Source organism: Streptomyces sp. DSM 40868 (assembly GCF_011820545.1).
In the GTDB taxonomy this organism is placed as follows: domain Bacteria; phylum Actinomycetota; class Actinomycetes; order Streptomycetales; family Streptomycetaceae; genus Streptomyces; species Streptomyces eurythermus.
The window spans coordinates 8,766,702-8,785,825 of the sequence record NZ_CP050504.1; the positions used below are offsets into that span (position 1 = coordinate 8,766,702).

A 19,124-nucleotide genomic window follows, 5' to 3' on the forward strand; every position below is an offset into this window, starting at 1 on the left:
CACCCCGTCCGGACCCCGGCGCCCGCCCACCGAGGACGCGGCTTCGCCGTTACCCTTCCACCCCCGAGGGAATCCATGACCCAGCACGTCACCGACACAGTCGCCCACGAAGCCCCCGCCTTCGCCTCCCCGCGCCGGGAGTGGTGGCGCGACGCGGTCATCTACCAGGTGTACCCGCGCAGTTTCGCCGACAGCGACGGCGACGGAATCGGCGACCTGCCCGGCATCCGCGCAGGACTGCCCTACCTGAAGGAACTAGGCGTCGACGCCGTCTGGCTGTCGCCGTTCTACGCCTCCCCGCAGGCCGACGGAGGCTACGACGTCGCCGACTACCGCGCCGTGGACCCCATGTTCGGCACCCTCACCGACGCCTACGACCTGGTGCGCGACGCCCACGCGCTGGGCCTGCGGATCATCGTCGACCTGGTGCCCAACCACTGCTCCGACCAGCACGAGTGGTTCAAGCAGGCGCTGCGCGAGGGCCCCGGCTCACCCCTCAGGGACCGCTTCCACTTCCGCCCGGGCAAGGGCGAGAACGGCGAACTGCCGCCCAACGACTGGGAGTCCATCTTCGGCGGCCCCGCCTGGACACGGGTCGCCGAGCCCGACGGCACCCCGGGCGAGTGGTACCTGCACCTCTTCGCGCCCGAGCAGCCCGACTTCAACTGGGACCACCCCGCCGTTCACGACGAGTTCCGCTCCATCCTGCGGTTCTGGCTCGACCTGGGCGTCGACGGCTTCCGCGTCGACGTGGCACACGGCCTGGTCAAGGCGCCCGGCCTGCCCGACGTCGGCCACGACGAGCAGGTCAAACTGCTCGGCACGCGGCCGGTGCCGTACTTCGACCAGGACGGCGTGCACGACATCTACCGCGGCTGGCGGCGCATCCTGGACGAGTACGGTGGCGAGCGCGTCGCCGTCGCCGAGGCATGGACCCCGACCGTGGAACGCAGCGCCCTGTATCTGCGCCCGGACGAGCTCCACCAGGCCTTCAACTTCGACTACCTGGGCACCGGCTGGGACCCGGCCGGACTGCGCGAGGTCATCGACCGCTCGCTGCGCGCCGTGAACGCCGTCCACGCGCCGGCGACCTGGGTGCTGTCCAACCACGACGTGGTACGGCACGCCACCCGCCTCGCGGAGGGGGACCCGGAGCGCGGTCTGCGCCGGGCCCGCGCGGCGACCCTGCTGATGCTGGGACTGCCCGGCTCGGCCTACATCTACCAGGGTGAGGAACTGGGCCTGCCCGAGGTCGTCGACCTGCCCGACGAGGTGCGCCAGGACCCCGCGTTCTTCCGCACCACGGGCCAGGACGGCACCCGCGACGGCTGCAGGGTGCCGATCCCGTGGTCCGGCCAGGTGCCGCCGTTCGGCTTCGGACCCGTCGAGGGCGGCCCGAGCTGGCTGCCTCAGCCGGCGGAGTGGAAGGACCTGACCGTCGAGGCGCAGAAGGGTGATGCGGCCTCCACGCTGGAGTTCTACCGCCGCGCGCTCGCCGTCCGCCGCGAGCACCCCGCGCTGGGCGCCGGCCGTCAGATCACCTGGCTGGACGCCCCCGAGGGGGTACTGGCCTTCCGCCGCGACAGCGACCGCGGCTCCTTCGTCTGCACGGTCAACTTCGCCGCCGAACCCGTCACGCTGGCCACGCCCGGCACGCTGCTGCTGGCCGGTGCCGAGGTACGGCCGGGCGCCGGCGAGACCGTACTGCCCGGGGAGTGCGCCGTCTGGTGGGCGGCGTGACATGCGGCCGGTACAGACCGTTCCCGTGACGATCAGGCTCGCCGACATCGCCGTACAGGCGGGGGTGAGCGAGGCGACCGTCAGCCGGGTCCTCAACGGCAAGCCGAGCGTCGCCGCCGGCACCCGTCAGTCCGTGCTGGCCGCGCTCGACGTGCTGGGCTACGAACGACCGGTACGGCTGCGGCAGCGCAGCGAGGGCCTGGTCGGCCTCATCACCCCCGAGCTGGACAACCCCATATTCCCGGCGCTCGCGCAGGTCATCGGGCAGGCCCTCACCCGCCAGGGCTACACCCCGGTGCTCGCCACCCAGACGCCCGGCGGGTCCACGGAGGACGAACTCACCGAGATGCTCGTGGACCGCGCGGTGGCGGGCATCATCTACGTCTCCGGGCTGCACGCGGACACCACCGCCGACACCAAGCGCTACGCCGATCTGCGCGCCCAGGGCGTGCCGTTCGTGCTCGTGGACGGCTTCTCGGCGAAGGTGCAGGCCCCGTTCATCTCACCCGACGACCGCGCGGCGATGACACTGGCGGTGGCCCACCTGGCCTCCCTGGGTCACACCCGCATCGGCCTGGCCGTGGGCCCCAGACGTTTCGTGCCCGTGCAGCGCAAGATCGAGGGCTTCGTCCGCGCGCTGCAGGACCAACTGGGCCTGTCCCCGGACCTGGTCGAGTCCACGCTGATCCAGCACTCCCTCTACAGCCTGGAGGGCGGCCAGGCCGCCGCCATGGCCCTCATCGAACGGGACTGCACGGCGGTGGTCTGCGCCAGCGACATGATGGCGCTCGGGGCGATACGGGCCGCCCGGCAGCGTGGCATGGAGGTCCCCCGGGACTTCTCCGTCGTCGGCTTCGACGACTCGCCGCTGATCGCCTTCACCGACCCGCCCCTGACCACGATCCGCAAACCCGTGCCCGCGATGGGACAGGCCGCGGTGCGCACGCTGCTGGAGGAGGTGGGCGGCACACCCGCGCCGCACAGCGAGTTCGTGTTCATGCCGGAACTGGTGGTACGCGGCTCCACCGCCTCCAGACCGAGGGCACGCCACCCCGCCGCCTGAGCCGCACGCAGCCCCGGCCGCTCGACCCGGCCAGCCTCCATGGTGTAATGCCTCGTAGGGATTGGCACCTATTACCAAGTCGGGGGGCGGCTGTGCCTTTCAAGACCACCGGGGAAGCGGTACGCGCGTGGGTGGAAGGATGGGCCGTCTCGCGCGGTGCGGCCGAACCCACGCCCCAGCCCTGGGGGTTCACCGTGGAGGTGGGCCTGCCCAGGGAGGTGGCCCGGCAGGTCGTCACCGCCGCCGACGAGGCGACCGTCCGCGAGCTGGCCGGGAACACCACGGCCCGCGGCATACCTCTCAAGGTGTTCGTGCCGGCGCGGACCCTGCAGGCGTGGTTGCCGCCGGGCTGGGTCCTGCTGGACGGTCACGCGGCGCTCATGGCCGCCCGGCTGAGCGCCGTCGACGCCCCGCCCCGCCTCCCCGACGGCTACCGGCTGCACCGCTGGGACCGGGCCGGCGTCACCCGCGCGGTGGTGCGCGCCGCCGACGGAGCCTTCGCCGCGGGCGGGCAGATCGCGGTCACCGGCCCGACCGCCGTGGCCGACCAGGTGGAGACGCACCCGGCTCATCGGCGCCGGGGGCTCGGACGCGTGGTGATGGGAACGCTCGCCGAGGCCGCGACCCGTCAGGGCGCGCGGGCGGCCGTGCTGGGCGCGACCGAGGAAGGCCGGACACTGTACGCATCCGTGGGCTGGCAGGCGGTGGCTCCGCTGAGCGCCGCGGTCCGGGAAGAAGAGGACAGCGCGATCTAGCCATCCGGCACGCCGAGGCAATCGACGCCGTCCCCCCGGCCGTGCCGGTGCCGGCGGCTCAGTCCGCTGTCCGCGTGGCAGCCGCCGTCCTGAACGCCGGGGAGGCCTGGAACAGCGCGTGGACGGCTGTGGTGACCTGGGCGGCGACCACCTCGGGGGCGGAGGAGTCGAGCTTGCCGTCGAGGTGCAGGAAGGCCAAGCCGTGGACGAGGGCCCAGATCGCGGTCGACAGGGCCTCCGCGTCCGCGCCGGGGAAGGCGGCCCGCACGATCCCGCGGACGTATTCCGAGATGGCCGCGGTCGCGGCGACCCGTTCCTCGCTCGTAGGGTCGCACGGCTCGGCGAACATGGCCCGGAACAGGGCGGGGTGGTCCAGCGCGAACCGTACGTAGGCGACGGCGACCGCGGCGAGCTCGTCGGGCGTCACCGGCGCGGGGTGGGCCCCGGCCAGGTGCCCGGCGAGTTCGCGGTAACCCTCGGCGGCGACGGCGGAGACGAGCGCGTCGCGGTCGGCGTAGTGGCGGTACGGTGCGGTGGCCGACACCCCGGCGCGCCGGGCGACCGCGCGCAGCGAGAGGCCCGCGCTGCCGTCCTCCTCCAGGAGTTCGCGCGCGGCGCGCAGGCAGGCGGCGCGCAGATCGCCGTGGTGGTACGTGCCGGTCGGAGGCATGGGTCACCCGTCCTTGGTGTTCGCGGCGTTCACATTCCCTCTCTCATGTGAACGCCGCATACACCTTAAGGGATCGCAAAGGAAGGGCAGGAGGGAAAACCGGGACGGTGACGGGCCGCCCCTCTGCGCGGCGCGGCCGGGCCGGGGCCGCTGCCGTACGACAGTGGCGGGTCAGCGGCCGCCGATCGCCTTGAGGATTCTGAGCGCTCCGGTCAGCAGGGTGGCCCAGGTTTCGGGGCTGATGCCCGACGGTGGGTAGAAGCCCCGGACGCGCTGGTGGGCCACGGTCTGGGGTTCGGTGTACTTGAGGATGCCGTCCGCGCCGTGGCGGCGGCCGAGTCCCGAGTCGCCCATGCCGCCCATGGGGGCGTCGACGCTGCCCCATGCGGCGGCGAAGGCATCGTTGACGTTCACGGTGCCGGCTCGCACGCGGGCGGCGACGGCACGGCCCCGGGCCCCGTCACGGCTCCACACACTGCCGTTGAGGCCGTAGGAGGTCGCGTTGGCCAGGCTGACGGCCTCGTCGACGTCGCGGTAGGTGTAGACGGAGACGACGGGCCCGAAGGTCTCGTGGTCGTACACGATCATGTCGGGGGTGACGCCGGTGAGGATGGTCGGCTCGTAGAACAGCGGTCCGAGGTCGGGCCGGGCCCTGCCGCCGGCGAGGACGGTGGCGCCCTTGGCGACGGCGTCGTCGACGTGTGCGGTGACGGTCTTCAGCTGGGACAAGGTGGTGAGGCTGCCGACATCGACGCTGTAGTCGTACGCGGCGCCGATCTCGAGCTTCTTGGTACGGGCGACGAACGCGGCGACGAACTCGTCACGGACGGACTCGGCCACGTACACGCGCTCGACGGAGACGCACAGCTGCCCGGCGGAGGGGAAGCAGGCGGCGACGGCGCCGTCGGCGGCCTTCCCGATGTCGGCGTCGTCGAGGACGATCATGGGGTTCTTGCCGCCGAGTTCGAGGGAGGCACCGATCAGGCGCTCGCCGGCGTCGCTCGCGATCCGCCGTCCGGTGGCGGTGGAGCCCGTGAACATCATGTAGTCGGCGTTGTCCATCAGCGCGCCACCGAGGGAAGCGCCGCTGCCGATCACCATCTGCCACACGTCCTCGGGCAGGCCGGCCTCGTACATGAGGTCCATCGCCCACAGCGCGGTCAGGGCGGTCTGGGTGTCCGGCTTCTGCACGACGGCGTTGCCGGCCATGAGGGCGGCGATGGTGTCGCTCGCGGCCATGCTCAGCGGGTAGTTCCACGGCGAGATGACGGTGACCACGCCCTTGGGGTGGCGCAGCTCGGTGGTGTGGGTGAGCAGCGGGATCGCACCGCGGCGCCGCTTCGGACCGAGGTGCTTGGCGGCGTTGCGGGCGTAGTAGCGCGAGACGACGCCGATGTCGACCACTTCGAGGAACGCGTCGCGGCGGGTCTTGCCGTTCTCGGCCTGCATCAGATCCAGCGCCTGGTCCCGCCGGGCCAGGACCAGGTCGTGGTAGCGCAGCAGAACCCTCTTGCGCTCCGCCATCGGCGTGGCGGCCCAGGCCCGCTGCGCTGTCCGGGCGCGGGCGAACGCGGCCTCGACGTCGTCGGGGGTGGAGACCGGCAAGTCGGCCAGGGGAGCGCCGGTGTAGGGCGCGGTGGTGGTGACCCGTGCGGCGTTCGGCGCGGCCGACACCCGAGTGGCCAGCCGCTGGAGGAAGGGCGGGGTGAGGGATGGGGGAAGACCCGGTCCGGTGGTTGTCGGGCCGACGGAGGCGGTGGCGGAGGTCATGGCGGGGCTCCTTGGGTTACTTGCCGCGGCTCTGGACCGAGGTGGGGACCGGCATGTGCAGGGCGGCCTGACCCTGGGTCATGACGTCGAACCGAATGGTCCGCTTCGGCCTGAGCGACCGCAGGTCGTCCGACATACGGCCCTCACCGAGTCGCAGGGTGATGCCGCTGGTGCCGTGCGTCGTGCCGGCGCTCAGGACGTTGGTCTGGTTCAGGGTGGAGTGCCACGCACCGTCGATCGTCGTGTACGAGGTGAGTGAGCCGACGCGCTCGCCGCTCGCACAGCTCCTCTGGGCGGGGGTGTTCGCCAGGAGCGACAGATCCACTCCGCCGGCATCGTTGGTCACGCGTGCGGTCGTCCGGTGACGGTCGATGCCGACTTCCATGCCGGTGACCCACTTGGGGAAGCCGTAGCCGTGGTGCCCGCGGACCTGCGCGATCTCCGTGCTGACCGGCAGCGACAGGACATAGGAGTGGAGGTGTTCGTTCTTCAGGCCGGAGACGAGGTCGAAGAAACCGAGCTTGCCGTGCCGCGCGGGCTTGACCGCGATACCGACGGCCGCTTCGGTGTAGAAGTCGATGTCGCACACGTCGTAGCGGAAGAACATGACCGAGACCAGGCCGATGCCGGGCACGACTTCCAGCGGCGAGAGCTCCTCGGGCAGCCGCGCGCGAATCGCCCCCGACGGTGCGAGCATCGTGAGCCGGGCGGTCGAGATGGCGTAGTAGAAGTTCGGGGTGAGGGTGGGGCCGATCGGGGAGTCGACCTTGACCTTGGGGAGCTTCCGGAAGAAGTCCACGCCGCTGACGCGCGGGTCGCGGGCGATCGCGTCGAGGTCCGGGGCCATGCGGTAGCGGTCGTACAGGCCGCCCTTGGGAACGGTGACCTTACGGCCTCCGAGGTCCATCGTGACGGTGTCGTTCTGAGCGGAAGACATCGCGGAGTTCCTCACTCTCATGTGAGCGGTGTACGCATAGGCAGGGGGGTGACGGGGTGCCGCTCAGGCCGCGCTCCGAGGCCGTGACAGCCAGCTGCGGTAGCTCCGTAGGGCCTTGCGCTGCATGCGCCACTCGGAGATCAGGGCGATCGCCGGGTGGGTGCCGGGCCGGGGGCTGCCTCCGCGGGCGAGGCGGCGCAGTTGGTAGCGCACCAGGGCCATGCCGGCGGCGGACGCGAGGGCCTTGTCGGACCAGTTCACCCGCCGCATCTGCCGGTCGGCCTCCCGCTGCTCACGCCAGCGATCGGGAAGGTCGGGGGTGACGGCGAGGGCGGTGCCCATGCCGATGACCGCCACGCCGCTGTCGAGGACCTCCTCCGCGCTCGCGCGCCGGGTGATGCCGCCGGTGAGCATGAGGGGAAGCGGGCTGGTCCGGACCAGGTCCTTGGCCAGATCGAGAAAGTACGCCTCACGGGCCTGGGTGCGGGCGTCGGCCGGGCGGCCGGTCATCGCGGGGCTCTCGTAGCTGCCGCCGGAGAGTTCGACCAGGTCGACGCCGAGGGGGTCGAGCATCTCGATGACCTGGCGGGCGTCTCCGGTGTCGAATCCGCCGCGCTGGAAGTCGGCGGAGTTGAGCTTGACCGCCACCGCGAAGGACGGCGAGACGGCGGCGCGGACGGCGCGGACGATGTCGAGCAGCATGCGGGCGCGGTTCTCCAGGGACCCGCCCCACTGGTCGGTGCGCTTGTTGACCAGGGGCGACAGGAACTGCGAGAGCAGGTAGCCGTGCGCGGCGTGGATCTCGACACCGTCGAAGCCGGCCTGCTCGGCGCGGCGAGCGGTGACCGCGTGCCGTGCCACGGTCTCTTCGATCTGCTGCGGGGTCATGGCGGTCGGGCGCCCGAAGCGACCGCTGTGCCTGCCCAGCTCCACGGGGATGTCTGTCGGCCCCCACACCACGCCGGGCATGTCGGAGGCCACCTGGCGGCCGGGGTGGTTGATCTGCATCCAGATCGCACCGCCACCGGACTTGCCGGCCTTCGCCCACTCGACGAACGGTTCCAGAGGGGAGTGCTCGTCGAGTACGACACCGGCGGGGCCGGTCAGTGCCTCGGCGTGGACCATGACATTGCCGGTGATCAGCAGTCCGGTGCCGCCGGCGGCCCAGCGCCGGTACAGCGCGAACAGCTCTTCGTCGGGAACCTGGCCGTCGCCGGCCATGTTCTCCTCCATCGCCGCCTTCGCGATCCGGTTCTTCAGCGCCTGGCCGGAGCGCAGGGGCAAGGGTGAGAACAGTTGGCTGGTCATACGGGTTCCCTCTTCCGGGCATGAATGTTTACAGCCCTCACATTAGTACTTCAATGTAATCGGTGTAAACATCGAGGGCGTGTGCCGCGTCACAGGGGGTTCGCGCGGCCCCAGCCGAGCCGGTGCCTTAATGTGTACGCCGTAAACATTCTGGCTCGCGGGTGCTCTTCCCGAGCCCCGCAGAAGCCCTTACGGAGTTGTCGTGAAGGCTGTAGCGATCAGGGAGCACGGTGGTCCCGAGGTCCTGGAGTGGATCGAGGTCGAGGACCCGACGCCCGCGGCCGGCGAGGTCGTCGTCGACGTGGTGGCCAGTGCGCTGAACAGGGCGGACGTCATGCAGCGCCGGGGGCTCTACCCGCTGCGGCCCGGCTGGTCGCCGTACCCGGGCCTCGAGGTCTCCGGCCGCATCAGCGCCCTCGGTGAGGCGGTCAGGGGCTGGCAGGTGGGCGACGAGGTCTGCGCGTTGCTGACGGGCGGTGGCTACGCGCAGAAGGTCGCCGTTCCCGCCGGGCAGCTTCTCACGATCCCCGAGGGCATCGGTCTGGTGGAGGCGGCGGCCCTTCCCGAGGTCACCGCAACGGTCTGGTCCAACCTCGTCATGACCGCGGGCCTCAAGGCGGGGGAGACCCTCCTGGTCCACGGCGGCGCCGGCGGTGTCGGCACGATGGCGATCCAGATCGCCAAGGCCCTGGGCGCCCGCGTCGTCACCACGGTAGGCGGCCTGGAGAAGGCCGCCGAGGCGCGGGCACTGGGCGCCGATACGGCGATCGACTACCGCACCGAGGATTTCACCGAACACGGCCCCTACGACGTGATCCTCGACGTCGTCGGCGGCGACTACCTTGAGCGCAACGTGCGTTCCCTGGCCGCGGACGGTCGCCTGGTCGTCATCGGCCTGCAGAAGGGGATGGAGGGCCGGTTGAACCTCGCGGAGATCGTGTTCAAGCGGGCCTCCGTGTACGGCACCACCCTGCGGACCCGCTCCAAGGAGCACAAGGCCGAGATCGTGGCCGAGGTCCGGAAGAACGTTTGGCCCATGATCGAGAACGGCGCCGTGAAGCTGGTCGTCGACCGGACCCTCCCCATGGCCGACGCCGCCGAAGGACACCGCCTCATGGAAGCCGGCGGCCACCTCGGCAAGATCCTGCTCGTGAACGACGACATCGCATGACGCGGGCCCGCCTGACGTCGTGGTCTCAGGGACCGGGCACGGCGGCTCCACGGCGGCGATGACGGCGGCGGCCACGGACGTGGAGGCGCGGACACGTGGACACGCGAGAGGCGGGCACGTCGCGGGCTTCCCCGGGCGCCTGTCGAGTGGCGGATACGAACAGCGCGCATCCGGTGGCGGAGTCGATCCGCGCCGGAGCGCAGACCTCCGCTTCTCCACCCGGGCGGAGCCCTCCCGGGCTTCGTGGCCGGGTTGCGGCAGGGGGATCGGCCGCGAACGATGGAGCCACGCGTGACCGCCCTCGGGCAGGCACGCGCGACAGCCGCGGCCGGTGAGGCCCGCGGGAACAGGGCACTGGTGTGCTCATGGCATGGAGTGGACATGACCGATCTTCCTCCTCCGATCACGCCCTATCTCGAACCGGCCGCGAAGGAGCTGTGCGAGGCCACGGACCCGCATCCGCGGATCTACGAGGTCCCCCCGGAGAAGGGCCGTGACATCCTGCTCGGCCTGCAGAGCGACCCCAGCGTGCCGCGCCCGGAAGTCGACGAGGAGTGGGTCGACGTGGAGGCGGGCGAGTGGGGTACGGTCCGCACCCGCATCATCCGGCCCAAGGGATCGTCGGGACCGCTGCCGGTGGTGTTCTACATCCACGGCGCCGGCTGGGTCTTCGGCGACGACAAGACGCACGACCGGCTCTTCCGCGAGCTCACCGTCGGCGCCGGGGCGGCGGGGGTCTTCCCCGTCTACGACCGCGCGCCCGAGGCGAAGTACCCCACCCAGGTCGAACAGAACTACGCCGTGGGGCAATGGGTCGTGGAGCACGGCGCGGAGCACGGCCTGGACACCTCGCGCATCGCCGTCACCGGTGAGTCGGTGGGCGGCTGCATGTCGGCGGTGTTCGCGCTGATGAACAAGGAGCGCGGCGGGATCGACCTCAAGGCGCAGGTCCTGCTCTACCCGGTGACCAACGCCGACTTCGACACCCCGTCCTACCTCCAGTTCGCCGAGGGCTACTACCTCACCCGCGACGGCATGAAGTGGTTCTGGGACCAGTACTCCGAGCCGAGCCAGCGCACGGAGGTGTACGCCTCCCCGCTCCAGGCCTCCCTGGACCAGCTCGAGGGCATGCCCACCACGCTGGTCATCACGGACGAGGCCGATGTCCTGCGCGACGAGGGCGAGCAGTACGCCAACAAGCTGCGCGAGGCGGGCGTGGACGTGACCTCCGTCCGCGTGGCGGGGATGGTCCACGACTTCCTCCTCCTGGACAGCCTGCGCGACACCCGCGCCGCCAACGTCGCCCGCAAGCTCGCCGTCGACGCTCTGCGCACGGCCCTCCACGACAGCTGACACATGTGACCCCGGGGGGCCTGGCACCCGCACGTCACGGACCGGCGGGCCCCGGCCGTCGACCAGTAAGCCGTGAACGCCGCGACGGGCCTCCTCGACTGTCAGCACCACAGCAATGAGCAGGACCGGGCAGGGGTCCGCACAGGCACAGCGCGTCGCACGGCCGGCAACGGCGCCCGGCGGCGCCCAGCAGGTCCGCCTCGACCGGCTTTTCCAGGGGGACCTCGGCGTCGTGGAGATCCTGGGAACATGCGGGCGGCGGTGATGAGCCGGCGGTAGGACCGGTCGAAGGCGCTCGCCCCCGGACGTCGCCGTCAGCCGGCGTTTCTCGTGCGCCGACCGGTCCGCGAACCGGTTCTCCGGTGACTCCGAGGCCGAGCGGCAGGCGGCGCGGGGAGCCGAGGCCGGTGAGCATACGGCGGTCGGTCACCAGGGCCGGCGTGCCGCCCGTGCCGGGCAGCAGCGGGCGTACCCGTGCGTCCGGCTCCGCCGAATCGGGCACGCGCCCGACGAGGACGTGGGAGCCGCGGGGGCCGGAGCGCACGCCGAGTCGGCTGCACCCGAGGGTACGGCCGACACGCACCGGCGAGGGACGCCCGGAAGCCCCGGGCCTCGCCGCCCCGGCGCCCCCTGCCGGTGTGGTGTGAGCTTTCTAGGGTCCATGAGGCCGTCGAAAGAAGGGGTTCATGGATTCCTGGCCGGACCGAACGGCGCCGGCAAGACGACGCTGCTCGGCCTGCTGCTCGGCCTGGCCGTGGCCGACAGTGGCCGTCTGGAGATCCTGGGCATGCCGACGGGCCGGGCGTTCGAAGACCCCGGCGGTGTCTCCGGGTTCGTGGACGCGCCAGGGCTGTACCCCTCGCTCACCGCCCGGCAGAATCTCGCCGCGCTCGCCGCCCTGCGCGGCGACGACCCCCGGTCGGCGGGGATCGACGACGCGCTCGAACAGGTCGGGCGCACGGACGTCGCCGACGACCGCACCCGCGGCTTCTCACTGGGCATGCGCCAACGTCTCGGCCTCGCTGCCGCGTTGCTCGCCAGGCCCCGGCTGCTCGTCCTGGACGAACCCGCCAACGGCCTGGACCCGGCCGGGAAGAAGCACGTCCACGGTGTCCTCACCCGGCTCGCGGGGGAGGCGACCGCCGTGGTGCTGTCGAGCCACCGCACGGACGACCTGGAGGCCCTGTGCTCCGAGGTCACCATCCTCGCGACCGGGCGGGTCGTCTTCTCCGGTCCGCTGGGCGAACTGGCCGCCGGGAACCGCGAACTCGCCTACCGGCTCATCACCTCCGATCCGGCGTGTGCCCGCCGGCTGGCCGCCGCCGCGCCGGGCATCCGCCTGGCCGACGACACCGCGGGACGCCAGGGCGGTGACGTGCTCGTGGTGCACGCGCTGGTGCCCGCCCTCGACGCCCTGGTGGCCGGCCTCGTCCACGCGGGCATCGCGCTGCGCGAACTCGCGCCGGTGGTCTCCCCGTTGGAAGCGGCGTTCCTGGCCCTGACCGAGCCAGGGGCGGCCGCCGTCACCGACTCACGACAGACCCACGTAGGGCAGCACTCCACCGACGCGCGGCGGCAACAGTGCGACGTACGGCAGCAGTCCACCGACACGCCACGGCAACGCACCGACGCCCGACCGCAGGAGGCCGGTAAGTGACCGCAACCATGACCCCGGCCGCGGCGGCCGCCCCTGGCGCCCCGACCGCTTCCCGCCCAGGCCGGCCTGGACCACGTCGACGGCCACCGCGCCCCGGTCCAGATCATCAGCCCCTGGGCCCGTCACGGTGTCGTGGACCACCACTACTACTCCCAGATCACGATGATCCGCACCGTCGAGCAGATCCTCGGGATCCATCCGATGAACCAGAAGGACAGCGCGGCGACGCCCATGCGGGGCGTGTTCACCCGGCACCCGGACTACACGCCGTTCGACGCTCTGCCCAACCGGGTCCCGCTGACCGACGGCCTGAAGACCCCGCCGTCCTGCGGCGCGGACACCCCGGCAGCCCAGAACCCCAAGGCGTCGGCCGTGCCGGCGGCGAAGGTTCCGGCGGACAGGAAGTCCCTCGCGGCCGAGTGGGACGCCTGGAAGGCGAAGCAGCGCCTGACCGGCCCGCACGCCGTCCCCGACTTCGCCAACCCCGCGCAGATGAACCACCTCACGTGGTACCAGACGCACAACTGGGCACGGCCCTACCCCGGCGAGAAGAAGATTCACGCACCGAACGACGTGCCCGGCGCCTACCTCCCGTCGCCGGAGTCCGACGACTGAGAGGACCGGCCGGCGGGTCAGCGGTATGCGCAGATCGCGTACACCGAGATCCGACGGTGCTGTACCTGGTCTGACGGCCGAGGCCGATCCCGCCCGTCTCCGGTGTCCGTGGGGAACGCACCGGCGAGGACCGCGTCGTTCCCCCGGGCCTCGGCGCCGCCGCCGATGACGACCTTCCCGGACGGGCGGCGCACCGTGCGCCGCTGGAAGTTCGGCACGTCCGCGTTCGGCAGCCGCACGACCTGATGTCCGTCGACCGCCGCGCGCTTTCGGGACCCTGACAGCCAGGGCCCCTCGCGACCGCCGGCCTGCCGCCGCCACCCGCCGGGAAAGCCCGTGTGCAGGACCGAACGCCCGGAAGGGTGGAACCGGGAACTCGGGCGCGGCCGGCCGCCCGGTGCGGTTCCTCACGCCCGGCGCCCAGGTGCACGACCCGTTCGCCGGGTACCCGCGGGGGCCTGCCGGGACCTGGGCGTCAGGAGGTTTCGGCTCGTACGACGACCGCGTAGGAGCCGATGCCGAGAAGGCGGTCGCCGGAGATGTCGCCGAGGGCGGTGTACAGCGTCAGGACGCGACCGGTCGTGTTGTCGAAGGCGATGTCCTTGACCGTGCCGTGCGCGGCGCCGTGTTCCGTCAGGACCCGGCGGCCCAGCGCCTCCTGGTGGGCGGGGAGGCTGCCCTGCCCGGGACCGGCGGCGGCACGGGAGCGCACGATGACGGCATCCCGCCCCACCGCCTCGACCGCCTGCCAGGCGATGGCCGTGACATGCCTGGGAGCTCCGGAGAGGCGCAGGCAGGCGATGCCGCTCGTGTGCGCGTCGATGGTCAGGCTCTCCACTCGCCCGAGCGGTTCGGCCTCGTCGGCGGTGATCACCGGCAGGCCCTGGACCTGCGTCAACATCATCATGCCGGTCCTCCTGCACCGGTCGCGGGGCTGCCCGGGTACTGCTGTGCGGTGTGGGCGCGGAACGCCTCGACCTGGGCGCTGAAGCTGGGCAGGTCGTCGGCGATGAAGTGACGGGCGTGCGCGGGCACCACGAGGGCTCGCCCGGAGACGGCCAGCGTCTCTCCGCGCGGGATGAACGCCTTGCGCCGGTGGCGGTCCATGTTCTCCTCGGTGGCGATCTCGAAGCCGACCACACGTCCGCCGACGCCCGTCTCGATCACGACATCCAGGACCGTGCCGATCTCCGTGCCCTGGTCGGTGAGCACGGGCGCGCCGATGACCTGGCCGTGACCGGGCCCATCGGCGCCCACGGCCAACTCCCGTTTCTCCAGCGCCGTCTCACTGGGGATCATCACGGCGGACGGGCCGATGGCGTGCACTCCCGAGAAGGGGAGGCTCTCCTTGAGGGGGCCGGCCAGCAGACCGCGCCCGCTCAGCGTGAAGCCGGTGACGCGGCCCGCGCGGGCGTCGAAGACGGTGTCCCTGATCTGGGCGACAGCCTCGCCGCCCAGCGTCACCACCACCCGCTTGGTCAGTTCGGAGGCGAGTACGAGGGGAATCACCGCGCACCCTCCCGGCCGGCCCCGCGGTCCGAGCGCACCGCGATCACCGTTCCGCTACGACGCCTGGCCTGGACCGCCACGGCCGCCGCGACGAGCAACCCCGCCACCGCGAGCAACACGATCACCCAGCCCCACCACACCATCACCGGCCTCCTCGGTTCCGTCTTCGTCCAGCCGTCGTCCTGTCCGGCGGTCCCTGGGCTATCCGGTTTCCCGCCGTACGGTCCCGCAAGCCTTCCGTGCCACGGGTGACCGGAACCCGCGGCGGATCCGGGCCCACGGGGGGAGTGCTCCGTCCCGGAGGTCCGAAAGGCGCCGCCAACTCCCCGGGGTTTCCGGGGAACGAAAGAGGAGGCGACTATTCCAGTACCAATGGGAAACCGGAGTTCCACGGCGGCCGCCGACGGGACGGAAAGCCGGCGGCCGATCGACAAAAGTGGCAGCTGTATCCGGAAGGGCTCTGTATGTCTGTGAGTCGTACGTTAGCCGCGTCCGTGGTCTGCGCGATGACCGCCGTGGGTGTCGCGGGCTGCTCCGACGGCGGATCGTCGGACAAGCCGTTCGAGGGTAAGAGCGCGGACCGGGTGGCCGCCGAGGCGGTGACCGCCACCCGGAACGCCACTTCGCTGCGCATGGCCGGAAAGCTGTCCGCGCAAGGGCAGCCCCTGACGGTCGACTTCCGCGTCGACACCCAGAAGAACTGCAAGGGCAGGATGGCGATGGACAGCGGTTCGGCCGACGTCATCCACACCGGCCAGACGACCTACATCAAAGGCGACGAGAAGTTCTGGGCCGGAGCGGCACGGGACTCGGCAGGCGGCGGGAAGCAGGCCCGGGCGCTGAGCGGCCGGTGGGTGAAGGTGCCGGTCGGGGATTCCCGTACGACGGGAATGTGCGACAAGCAGGGCTTCCTGGCCGACCTGGACAGCGACAAGTCCGAACGCAAGGGAATGACGAAGGGCGACGTCACCACGGTGGACGGCCGGAAGGCGATCCCGCTGAGGAAAAAGAAGGGGAGCGGCGAAACCATCACCATGTACGTCGCGACCGAGGGAAAGCCGTACATTCTCAAGCTGGACCAGTCGGGCGGCAGGAGTCCGGGCACCGTCGTCTTCTCGGACTACGGGAAGCCGGTCAAGGCGACTCCGCCGCCGGCCGGAAAGGTCATCGACGGCACCAAGGCGGACAAGACGGTTTCCTGAGCACCGATCACCGCCCGCTCGAAGCTGACGAGTCGGCGAAGCCGAAAATGTAGGAGCGAGCGGCGTCCTCGCCCCAACTGACCCTCTCCACAGCCCCCTTGGCTATCATGTGACGCACGCCACGTAACCGGTGCCGAGTGCGCCAGGGGGCGGTGGACACGGGTGGAACCGGGGGGGCACATGCCGAGAGCCGACAGGCGGCGCCGCGCCCTGGTGTGGGGCGGGACCGGCGGGGCGGTGGCCGCCGTCGCGGGCGCCGCGCTGCTGTGGAACCCCGGGCAGGCGCTGGCCTGGGCCGCCGGTGTCATGGCGGCCGCCGCGGCCGCCTACCTCGGCCAGCAGGCACCCCAGCAGCTCCAGGAGGCCCTGGCCCGGCGCCGGGCCGCGCGCGACCTGACGGACGGTGACCCGCTGGCCGTGGCCGTGGAGATCAGGAACCACGACTACGTCACGCTCGACCTCGGTGACGGCGTCGTCGACGTTCCGGCCGCCGGGCACACCGTCCGGATCGTCGTGACCTCGACGGCGCCCTCGGCCGTGGTGCTGACCGGACTGCGGGCAGAGGTGCTGTCCCGTGCGGAGGTGTCCGGGGACCTCGCCCGGCACGCGGCCGAGCTGCCGGTGCGCCGGTTCGAGGTCCTCCTCGACTCCGACCCGCCGCAGATCCGCGCCCTCGCGGAGAGCGACTTCCCCTACCGGATCGCCACCGACGAGTCCGAGGTCCTCGACCTCCTCGTCAGCACCGAGCGCGGCCTCGTGCGGTGGGTGCTCTGGCTCGACTGGACCTCCGCGGGTCGCCAGGGCAGCACCCGTATCGACCTCCGGGGCCACGCGTTCCGCACCGCCGCCCGCCTGCCGAGCGGCGCCCGATGACGCCCGACCGGCGCCGTGCCGGCACGGCCGCCCTGCAAACGGTGATTCCCGCGGTGGCCGGCGGCGCCGTCCTCGCCGCCACGGACGTGCGCACATGGCTGCCCTACGCCGCGGTGGCCGCCGTGTCGGCGCTCTCCGGGCTGACGGCCCTCGCACGGCGCGGCCGGAACCGGCGCGGCTCGGCGACGGACCCGGCGGACCACACACCGGAGTTCCCCGACACGACCGCCGACGACGGCCGGAACCCCGCCGCCCGCACCTCGCGGACGGAGAAACGGGCGGAGAGCCGGGCGGACGGCGCGCCCGTCGCGCCGGGACGGTCGGTCTACGAGATGACGCGGCCCGTCCGCCCCGTCCCCGTACAGGGATGGGCGGGCGATCCGCCGTTCACCGTACGGGCCGCCGTGCACAGCCATGTCGCACACATCGCCTCACCCGGGCTGCTGGACAACCCCGAAACGGTGCACATCCCGCTGACCGGGCACAATCTCCTTCTCACGCTGACCGCGACGGGCGCGGACGAGGCCGTGCTGCGGTCCCTGCGGGCCGAGGTGACCGACCGCCTGCCGCTGCGCGCGGACGGTGTGTCGCTGGCCCGGCCGCGGATGCCCGACCTGGTCATGAGCGCCGACCTGCTGGAGTCCGCCCAGCGCGCGGTCCGCGCCTATCAGCGCCTGCGCAGGCCCGACGTCGCGGTCCTGCTGGATGCCTCACCCGCGCCCGTACTGGCGGAAGCCGAAGCGGACTCCGCCCTGCCGCTGACCGCCGCGCCGGGCACGAGCGCCACCCTCATCTGTGCGCCCGTGACGGACGACGGGCGGTGGGTGCGGTGGCGGCTGACGGCGGAGATCGTGTGCGCGGGACGCGTCTGGCGGCCCTGGTGGGACCTCACGGTCACCGCCACCACGGGCCTGGCCCGCTTCAGCCCCGACGCGGCACCGGCCCCCGCGCCCGTGCACGCGCTCTACCCCGACCACTACGACCCCGGGGACCCGGAGGGGCGGCGGGCCGCCGCGGAGACGGACGGCACGTTCCAGGTGGTGGCTCACACCTCGCGGGACGGGCGAGGAGTGCTGGAGACGCCGTCCCGCCCCGAGCCGGCTCCCGAGCCGCCCGGCGCCGCCGAGGCCATCCGGCGCGCCGCCGCCCTGATCCGCGCCGGAGACCTCGCCGGTGCCGCCGAGGCATACCGGCCGGCGGCGGAGGCGGGCAGCGGGCAGGCCGCCTACCTGCTGGCCGGACTCGTACAGGACCAGGGGGACCTGGACGGCGCGGCGCACTGGTACGAGAGGGCCGCCGCCCGCCGGGTCCCGGCCGCGTACAACAACCTCGGGGTGCTGGCCATGCTGCGCGGCGATCTCGACGCGGCCGAACGCTGGTACCGCCGGGGGATGGACGCCGGCGACTGGGCGGCGGCCGTGGGTCTCGGCGCCGTACGGGAGAAGCGGGGGGACGAGGCACAGGCCGAGGAGCTGTGGCGGCTCGCCGGCAAGCGGGACGTGCCGCACGCGGATCAGAACCTCGCGGTGCTCTACCGGCGGCAGGGCCGGCACCGGGAGGCCGGCGAACTGTTCACGCGCGCCGCCGAGGCGGGCGACGTCCAGGCGGCCGTGCATGTCGGCTTTGGCTGCCATGAAGCCGGTGACCGGGCCGGAGCGGAGCGCTGGTGGCGCACGGCGGCCGATGCGGGCAGCGCGGAGGGCGCCTTCTACCTCGGGTTGCTGCTCGTGCGCGAAGGACGGGCCGAAGAAGGGGAACGACTGTGGGAACGCGCCGCCGAGCGCCTCGGCACGCCGGGGCAGGCCGTCGCGAGGACGCCTTCGGGGCCGGATGCGGGGGCCGGCTACCGGGTCGGCGGGGCGGCGGAGTCGGGTGAGGTGTACGCCGCCTACCACCTCGGACTGCTGCACTGGGACCGGGACGACCACGACGCCGCGCTCGCCTGGTGGACCCTCGCCGCCGGGGCCGGCCACGCGGAATCCGTGCTCGCGCTGTGCGAGCTGCATCTGAACGTACGCGGCGACCTCGCGGAGTGCCTGCGCTGGGCGTACTTCGCGCTGGAGATCGAGGGCGTGCCGGCCGACCGGATGGAGGCTCTCGCCGCGGGGATGCGCCAGGTCGCGGAGCAACTGGCCGGTGCCGGGGGCGCGTACGAGTCCGATCCGGGGGCCGCCGCGGAGGCGTGCTCCCTGGCTGCCGAGGCATACCGGCGTCTCACCGCGCACGACGGTGCGTACCGTCCGGCGTGGGAGGAGGCCGTCCGGCGCCTCGTCGCGCTGGCCGGATCGTCCGGCTCACCGCGAGCGCGTCAGCAGGCCGCGAGCGCGGCGGCGCTGTTGCGGGCGGTGGGCTGACAGAGCGCTCGGTCCCGGGTGGGGCGGCGGCGTTGTACGGGCAGGCGAAGGTCCGCTCGGTCGCCCACGGCGCCGGGAGACGACCTCCCTGTGATGAGCAGCCGTCGAGCGTGTCTGCGCCCGCCCGGGACAAAGCCGCCGCCTGGG

Annotated in this window: 16 protein-coding genes and 1 pseudogene; 10 read left to right on the plus strand and 7 right to left on the minus strand. The window is 72.4% G+C overall.

The features are described from left to right. The first annotated feature begins 75 nt into the window (after nucleotides 1–75). The 3 genes from HB370_RS39455 to HB370_RS39465 all read left to right on the plus strand — a co-directional run bounded on the left by HB370_RS39455 (nucleotide 76) and on the right by HB370_RS39465 (nucleotide 3,558). Nucleotides 76–1,740, plus strand: a complete 1,665-nt coding sequence (locus HB370_RS39455) for a glycoside hydrolase family 13 protein (RefSeq protein WP_030795448.1) — start codon at nucleotides 76–78, stop codon at nucleotides 1,738–1,740. 25 nt (nucleotides 1,741–1,765) lie between these two features. Continuing rightward, on the plus strand, nucleotides 1,766–2,803 hold the full coding sequence (locus tag HB370_RS39460; RefSeq protein WP_280117783.1) for a LacI family DNA-binding transcriptional regulator: 1,038 nt from the start codon (nucleotides 1,766–1,768) through the stop codon (nucleotides 2,801–2,803). A 92-nt stretch (nucleotides 2,804–2,895) separates the two neighbouring features. After that, on the plus strand, nucleotides 2,896–3,558 hold the full coding sequence (locus HB370_RS39465) for a GNAT family N-acetyltransferase (RefSeq protein WP_244405873.1): 663 nt from the start codon (nucleotides 2,896–2,898) through the stop codon (nucleotides 3,556–3,558). A 58-nt stretch (nucleotides 3,559–3,616) separates the two neighbouring features. On the opposite strand, the gene HB370_RS39470 is transcribed toward HB370_RS39465, so the two are convergent. The 4 genes from HB370_RS39470 to HB370_RS39485 form a co-directional block, all read right to left on the minus strand. Next, nucleotides 3,617–4,228, minus strand: coding sequence for a TetR/AcrR family transcriptional regulator (locus tag HB370_RS39470; protein WP_167513093.1), 612 nt, complete (start codon nucleotides 4,226–4,228; stop codon nucleotides 3,617–3,619). Between the two features lie 171 nt (nucleotides 4,229–4,399). Then, the gene (locus HB370_RS39475) at nucleotides 4,400–5,998 is read right to left on the minus strand and encodes a succinic semialdehyde dehydrogenase (RefSeq protein ID WP_167513094.1); all 1,599 of its coding nucleotides are present in this window, start codon (nucleotides 5,996–5,998) and stop codon (nucleotides 4,400–4,402) included. A gap of 16 nt (nucleotides 5,999–6,014) precedes the next feature. Then, nucleotides 6,015–6,935: an acetoacetate decarboxylase family protein gene (locus tag HB370_RS39480; RefSeq protein ID WP_167513095.1), complete on the minus strand. Its 921-nt coding sequence runs from the start codon at nucleotides 6,933–6,935 to the stop codon at nucleotides 6,015–6,017. Between the two features lie 63 nt (nucleotides 6,936–6,998). Next, nucleotides 6,999–8,243, minus strand: a complete 1,245-nt coding sequence (locus HB370_RS39485; protein WP_167513096.1) for an NADH:flavin oxidoreductase/NADH oxidase family protein — start codon at nucleotides 8,241–8,243, stop codon at nucleotides 6,999–7,001. Between the two features lie 202 nt (nucleotides 8,244–8,445). Here HB370_RS39485 and HB370_RS39490 point away from each other — a divergent pair, with 202 nt between their 5' ends. The 4 genes and pseudogenes from HB370_RS39490 to HB370_RS39505 all read left to right on the plus strand — a co-directional run. Continuing rightward, entirely contained in the window at nucleotides 8,446–9,414 is a 969-nt protein-coding gene (locus tag HB370_RS39490) for an NAD(P)H-quinone oxidoreductase (protein WP_167513097.1), read from the plus strand. Between the two features lie 381 nt (nucleotides 9,415–9,795). Next, entirely contained in the window at nucleotides 9,796–10,767 is a 972-nt protein-coding gene (locus HB370_RS39495; protein ID WP_167513098.1) for an alpha/beta hydrolase, read from the plus strand. A gap of 661 nt (nucleotides 10,768–11,428) precedes the next feature. Beyond that, nucleotides 11,429–12,424 carry an ATP-binding cassette domain-containing protein gene (locus tag HB370_RS39500; RefSeq protein WP_167513099.1) on the plus strand — a complete coding sequence of 332 codons (996 nt, stop codon included), beginning with the start codon at nucleotides 11,429–11,431 and terminating at the stop codon, nucleotides 12,422–12,424. Between the two features lie 54 nt (nucleotides 12,425–12,478). Beyond that, nucleotides 12,479–13,039: pseudogene (locus HB370_RS39505) on the plus strand (alkaline phosphatase family protein); the annotation flags it as partial. 475 nt (nucleotides 13,040–13,514) lie between these two features. Here HB370_RS39505 and HB370_RS39510 read toward each other — a convergent pair. The 3 genes from HB370_RS39510 to HB370_RS39520 are packed head-to-tail and all read right to left on the minus strand — an operon-like array spanning nucleotide 13,515 to nucleotide 14,691. Next, nucleotides 13,515–13,946 (minus strand): PRC-barrel domain-containing protein, encoded by a 432-nt coding sequence (locus HB370_RS39510; RefSeq protein ID WP_167513100.1) that lies wholly within the window; start codon nucleotides 13,944–13,946, stop codon nucleotides 13,515–13,517. Beyond that, nucleotides 13,943–14,548 (minus strand): PRC-barrel domain-containing protein, encoded by a 606-nt coding sequence (locus HB370_RS39515; protein ID WP_167513101.1) that lies wholly within the window; start codon nucleotides 14,546–14,548, stop codon nucleotides 13,943–13,945. The genes HB370_RS39510 and HB370_RS39515 overlap by 4 nt, the downstream gene beginning before the upstream one ends. Beyond that, nucleotides 14,545–14,691 carry a hypothetical protein gene (locus tag HB370_RS39520; RefSeq protein ID WP_167513102.1) on the minus strand — a complete coding sequence of 49 codons (147 nt, stop codon included), beginning with the start codon at nucleotides 14,689–14,691 and terminating at the stop codon, nucleotides 14,545–14,547. The genes HB370_RS39515 and HB370_RS39520 overlap by 4 nt, the downstream gene beginning before the upstream one ends. A 327-nt stretch (nucleotides 14,692–15,018) precedes the next feature. Here HB370_RS39520 and HB370_RS39525 point away from each other — a divergent pair, with 327 nt between their 5' ends. The 3 genes from HB370_RS39525 (at nucleotide 15,019) to HB370_RS39535 (ending at nucleotide 18,977) form a co-directional block, all read left to right on the plus strand. Then, nucleotides 15,019–15,750 carry a hypothetical protein gene (locus HB370_RS39525; RefSeq protein ID WP_244405875.1) on the plus strand — a complete coding sequence of 244 codons (732 nt, stop codon included), beginning with the start codon at nucleotides 15,019–15,021 and terminating at the stop codon, nucleotides 15,748–15,750. Between the two features lie 180 nt (nucleotides 15,751–15,930). Beyond that, nucleotides 15,931–16,623 carry a hypothetical protein gene (locus tag HB370_RS39530; protein ID WP_167513104.1) on the plus strand — a complete coding sequence of 231 codons (693 nt, stop codon included), beginning with the start codon at nucleotides 15,931–15,933 and terminating at the stop codon, nucleotides 16,621–16,623. After that, nucleotides 16,620–18,977 (plus strand): tetratricopeptide repeat protein, encoded by a 2,358-nt coding sequence (locus HB370_RS39535; RefSeq protein ID WP_167513105.1) that lies wholly within the window; start codon nucleotides 16,620–16,622, stop codon nucleotides 18,975–18,977. Before HB370_RS39530 ends, HB370_RS39535 begins: the two co-directional genes overlap by 4 nt. Nucleotides 18,978–19,124: the final 147 nt, after the last annotated feature.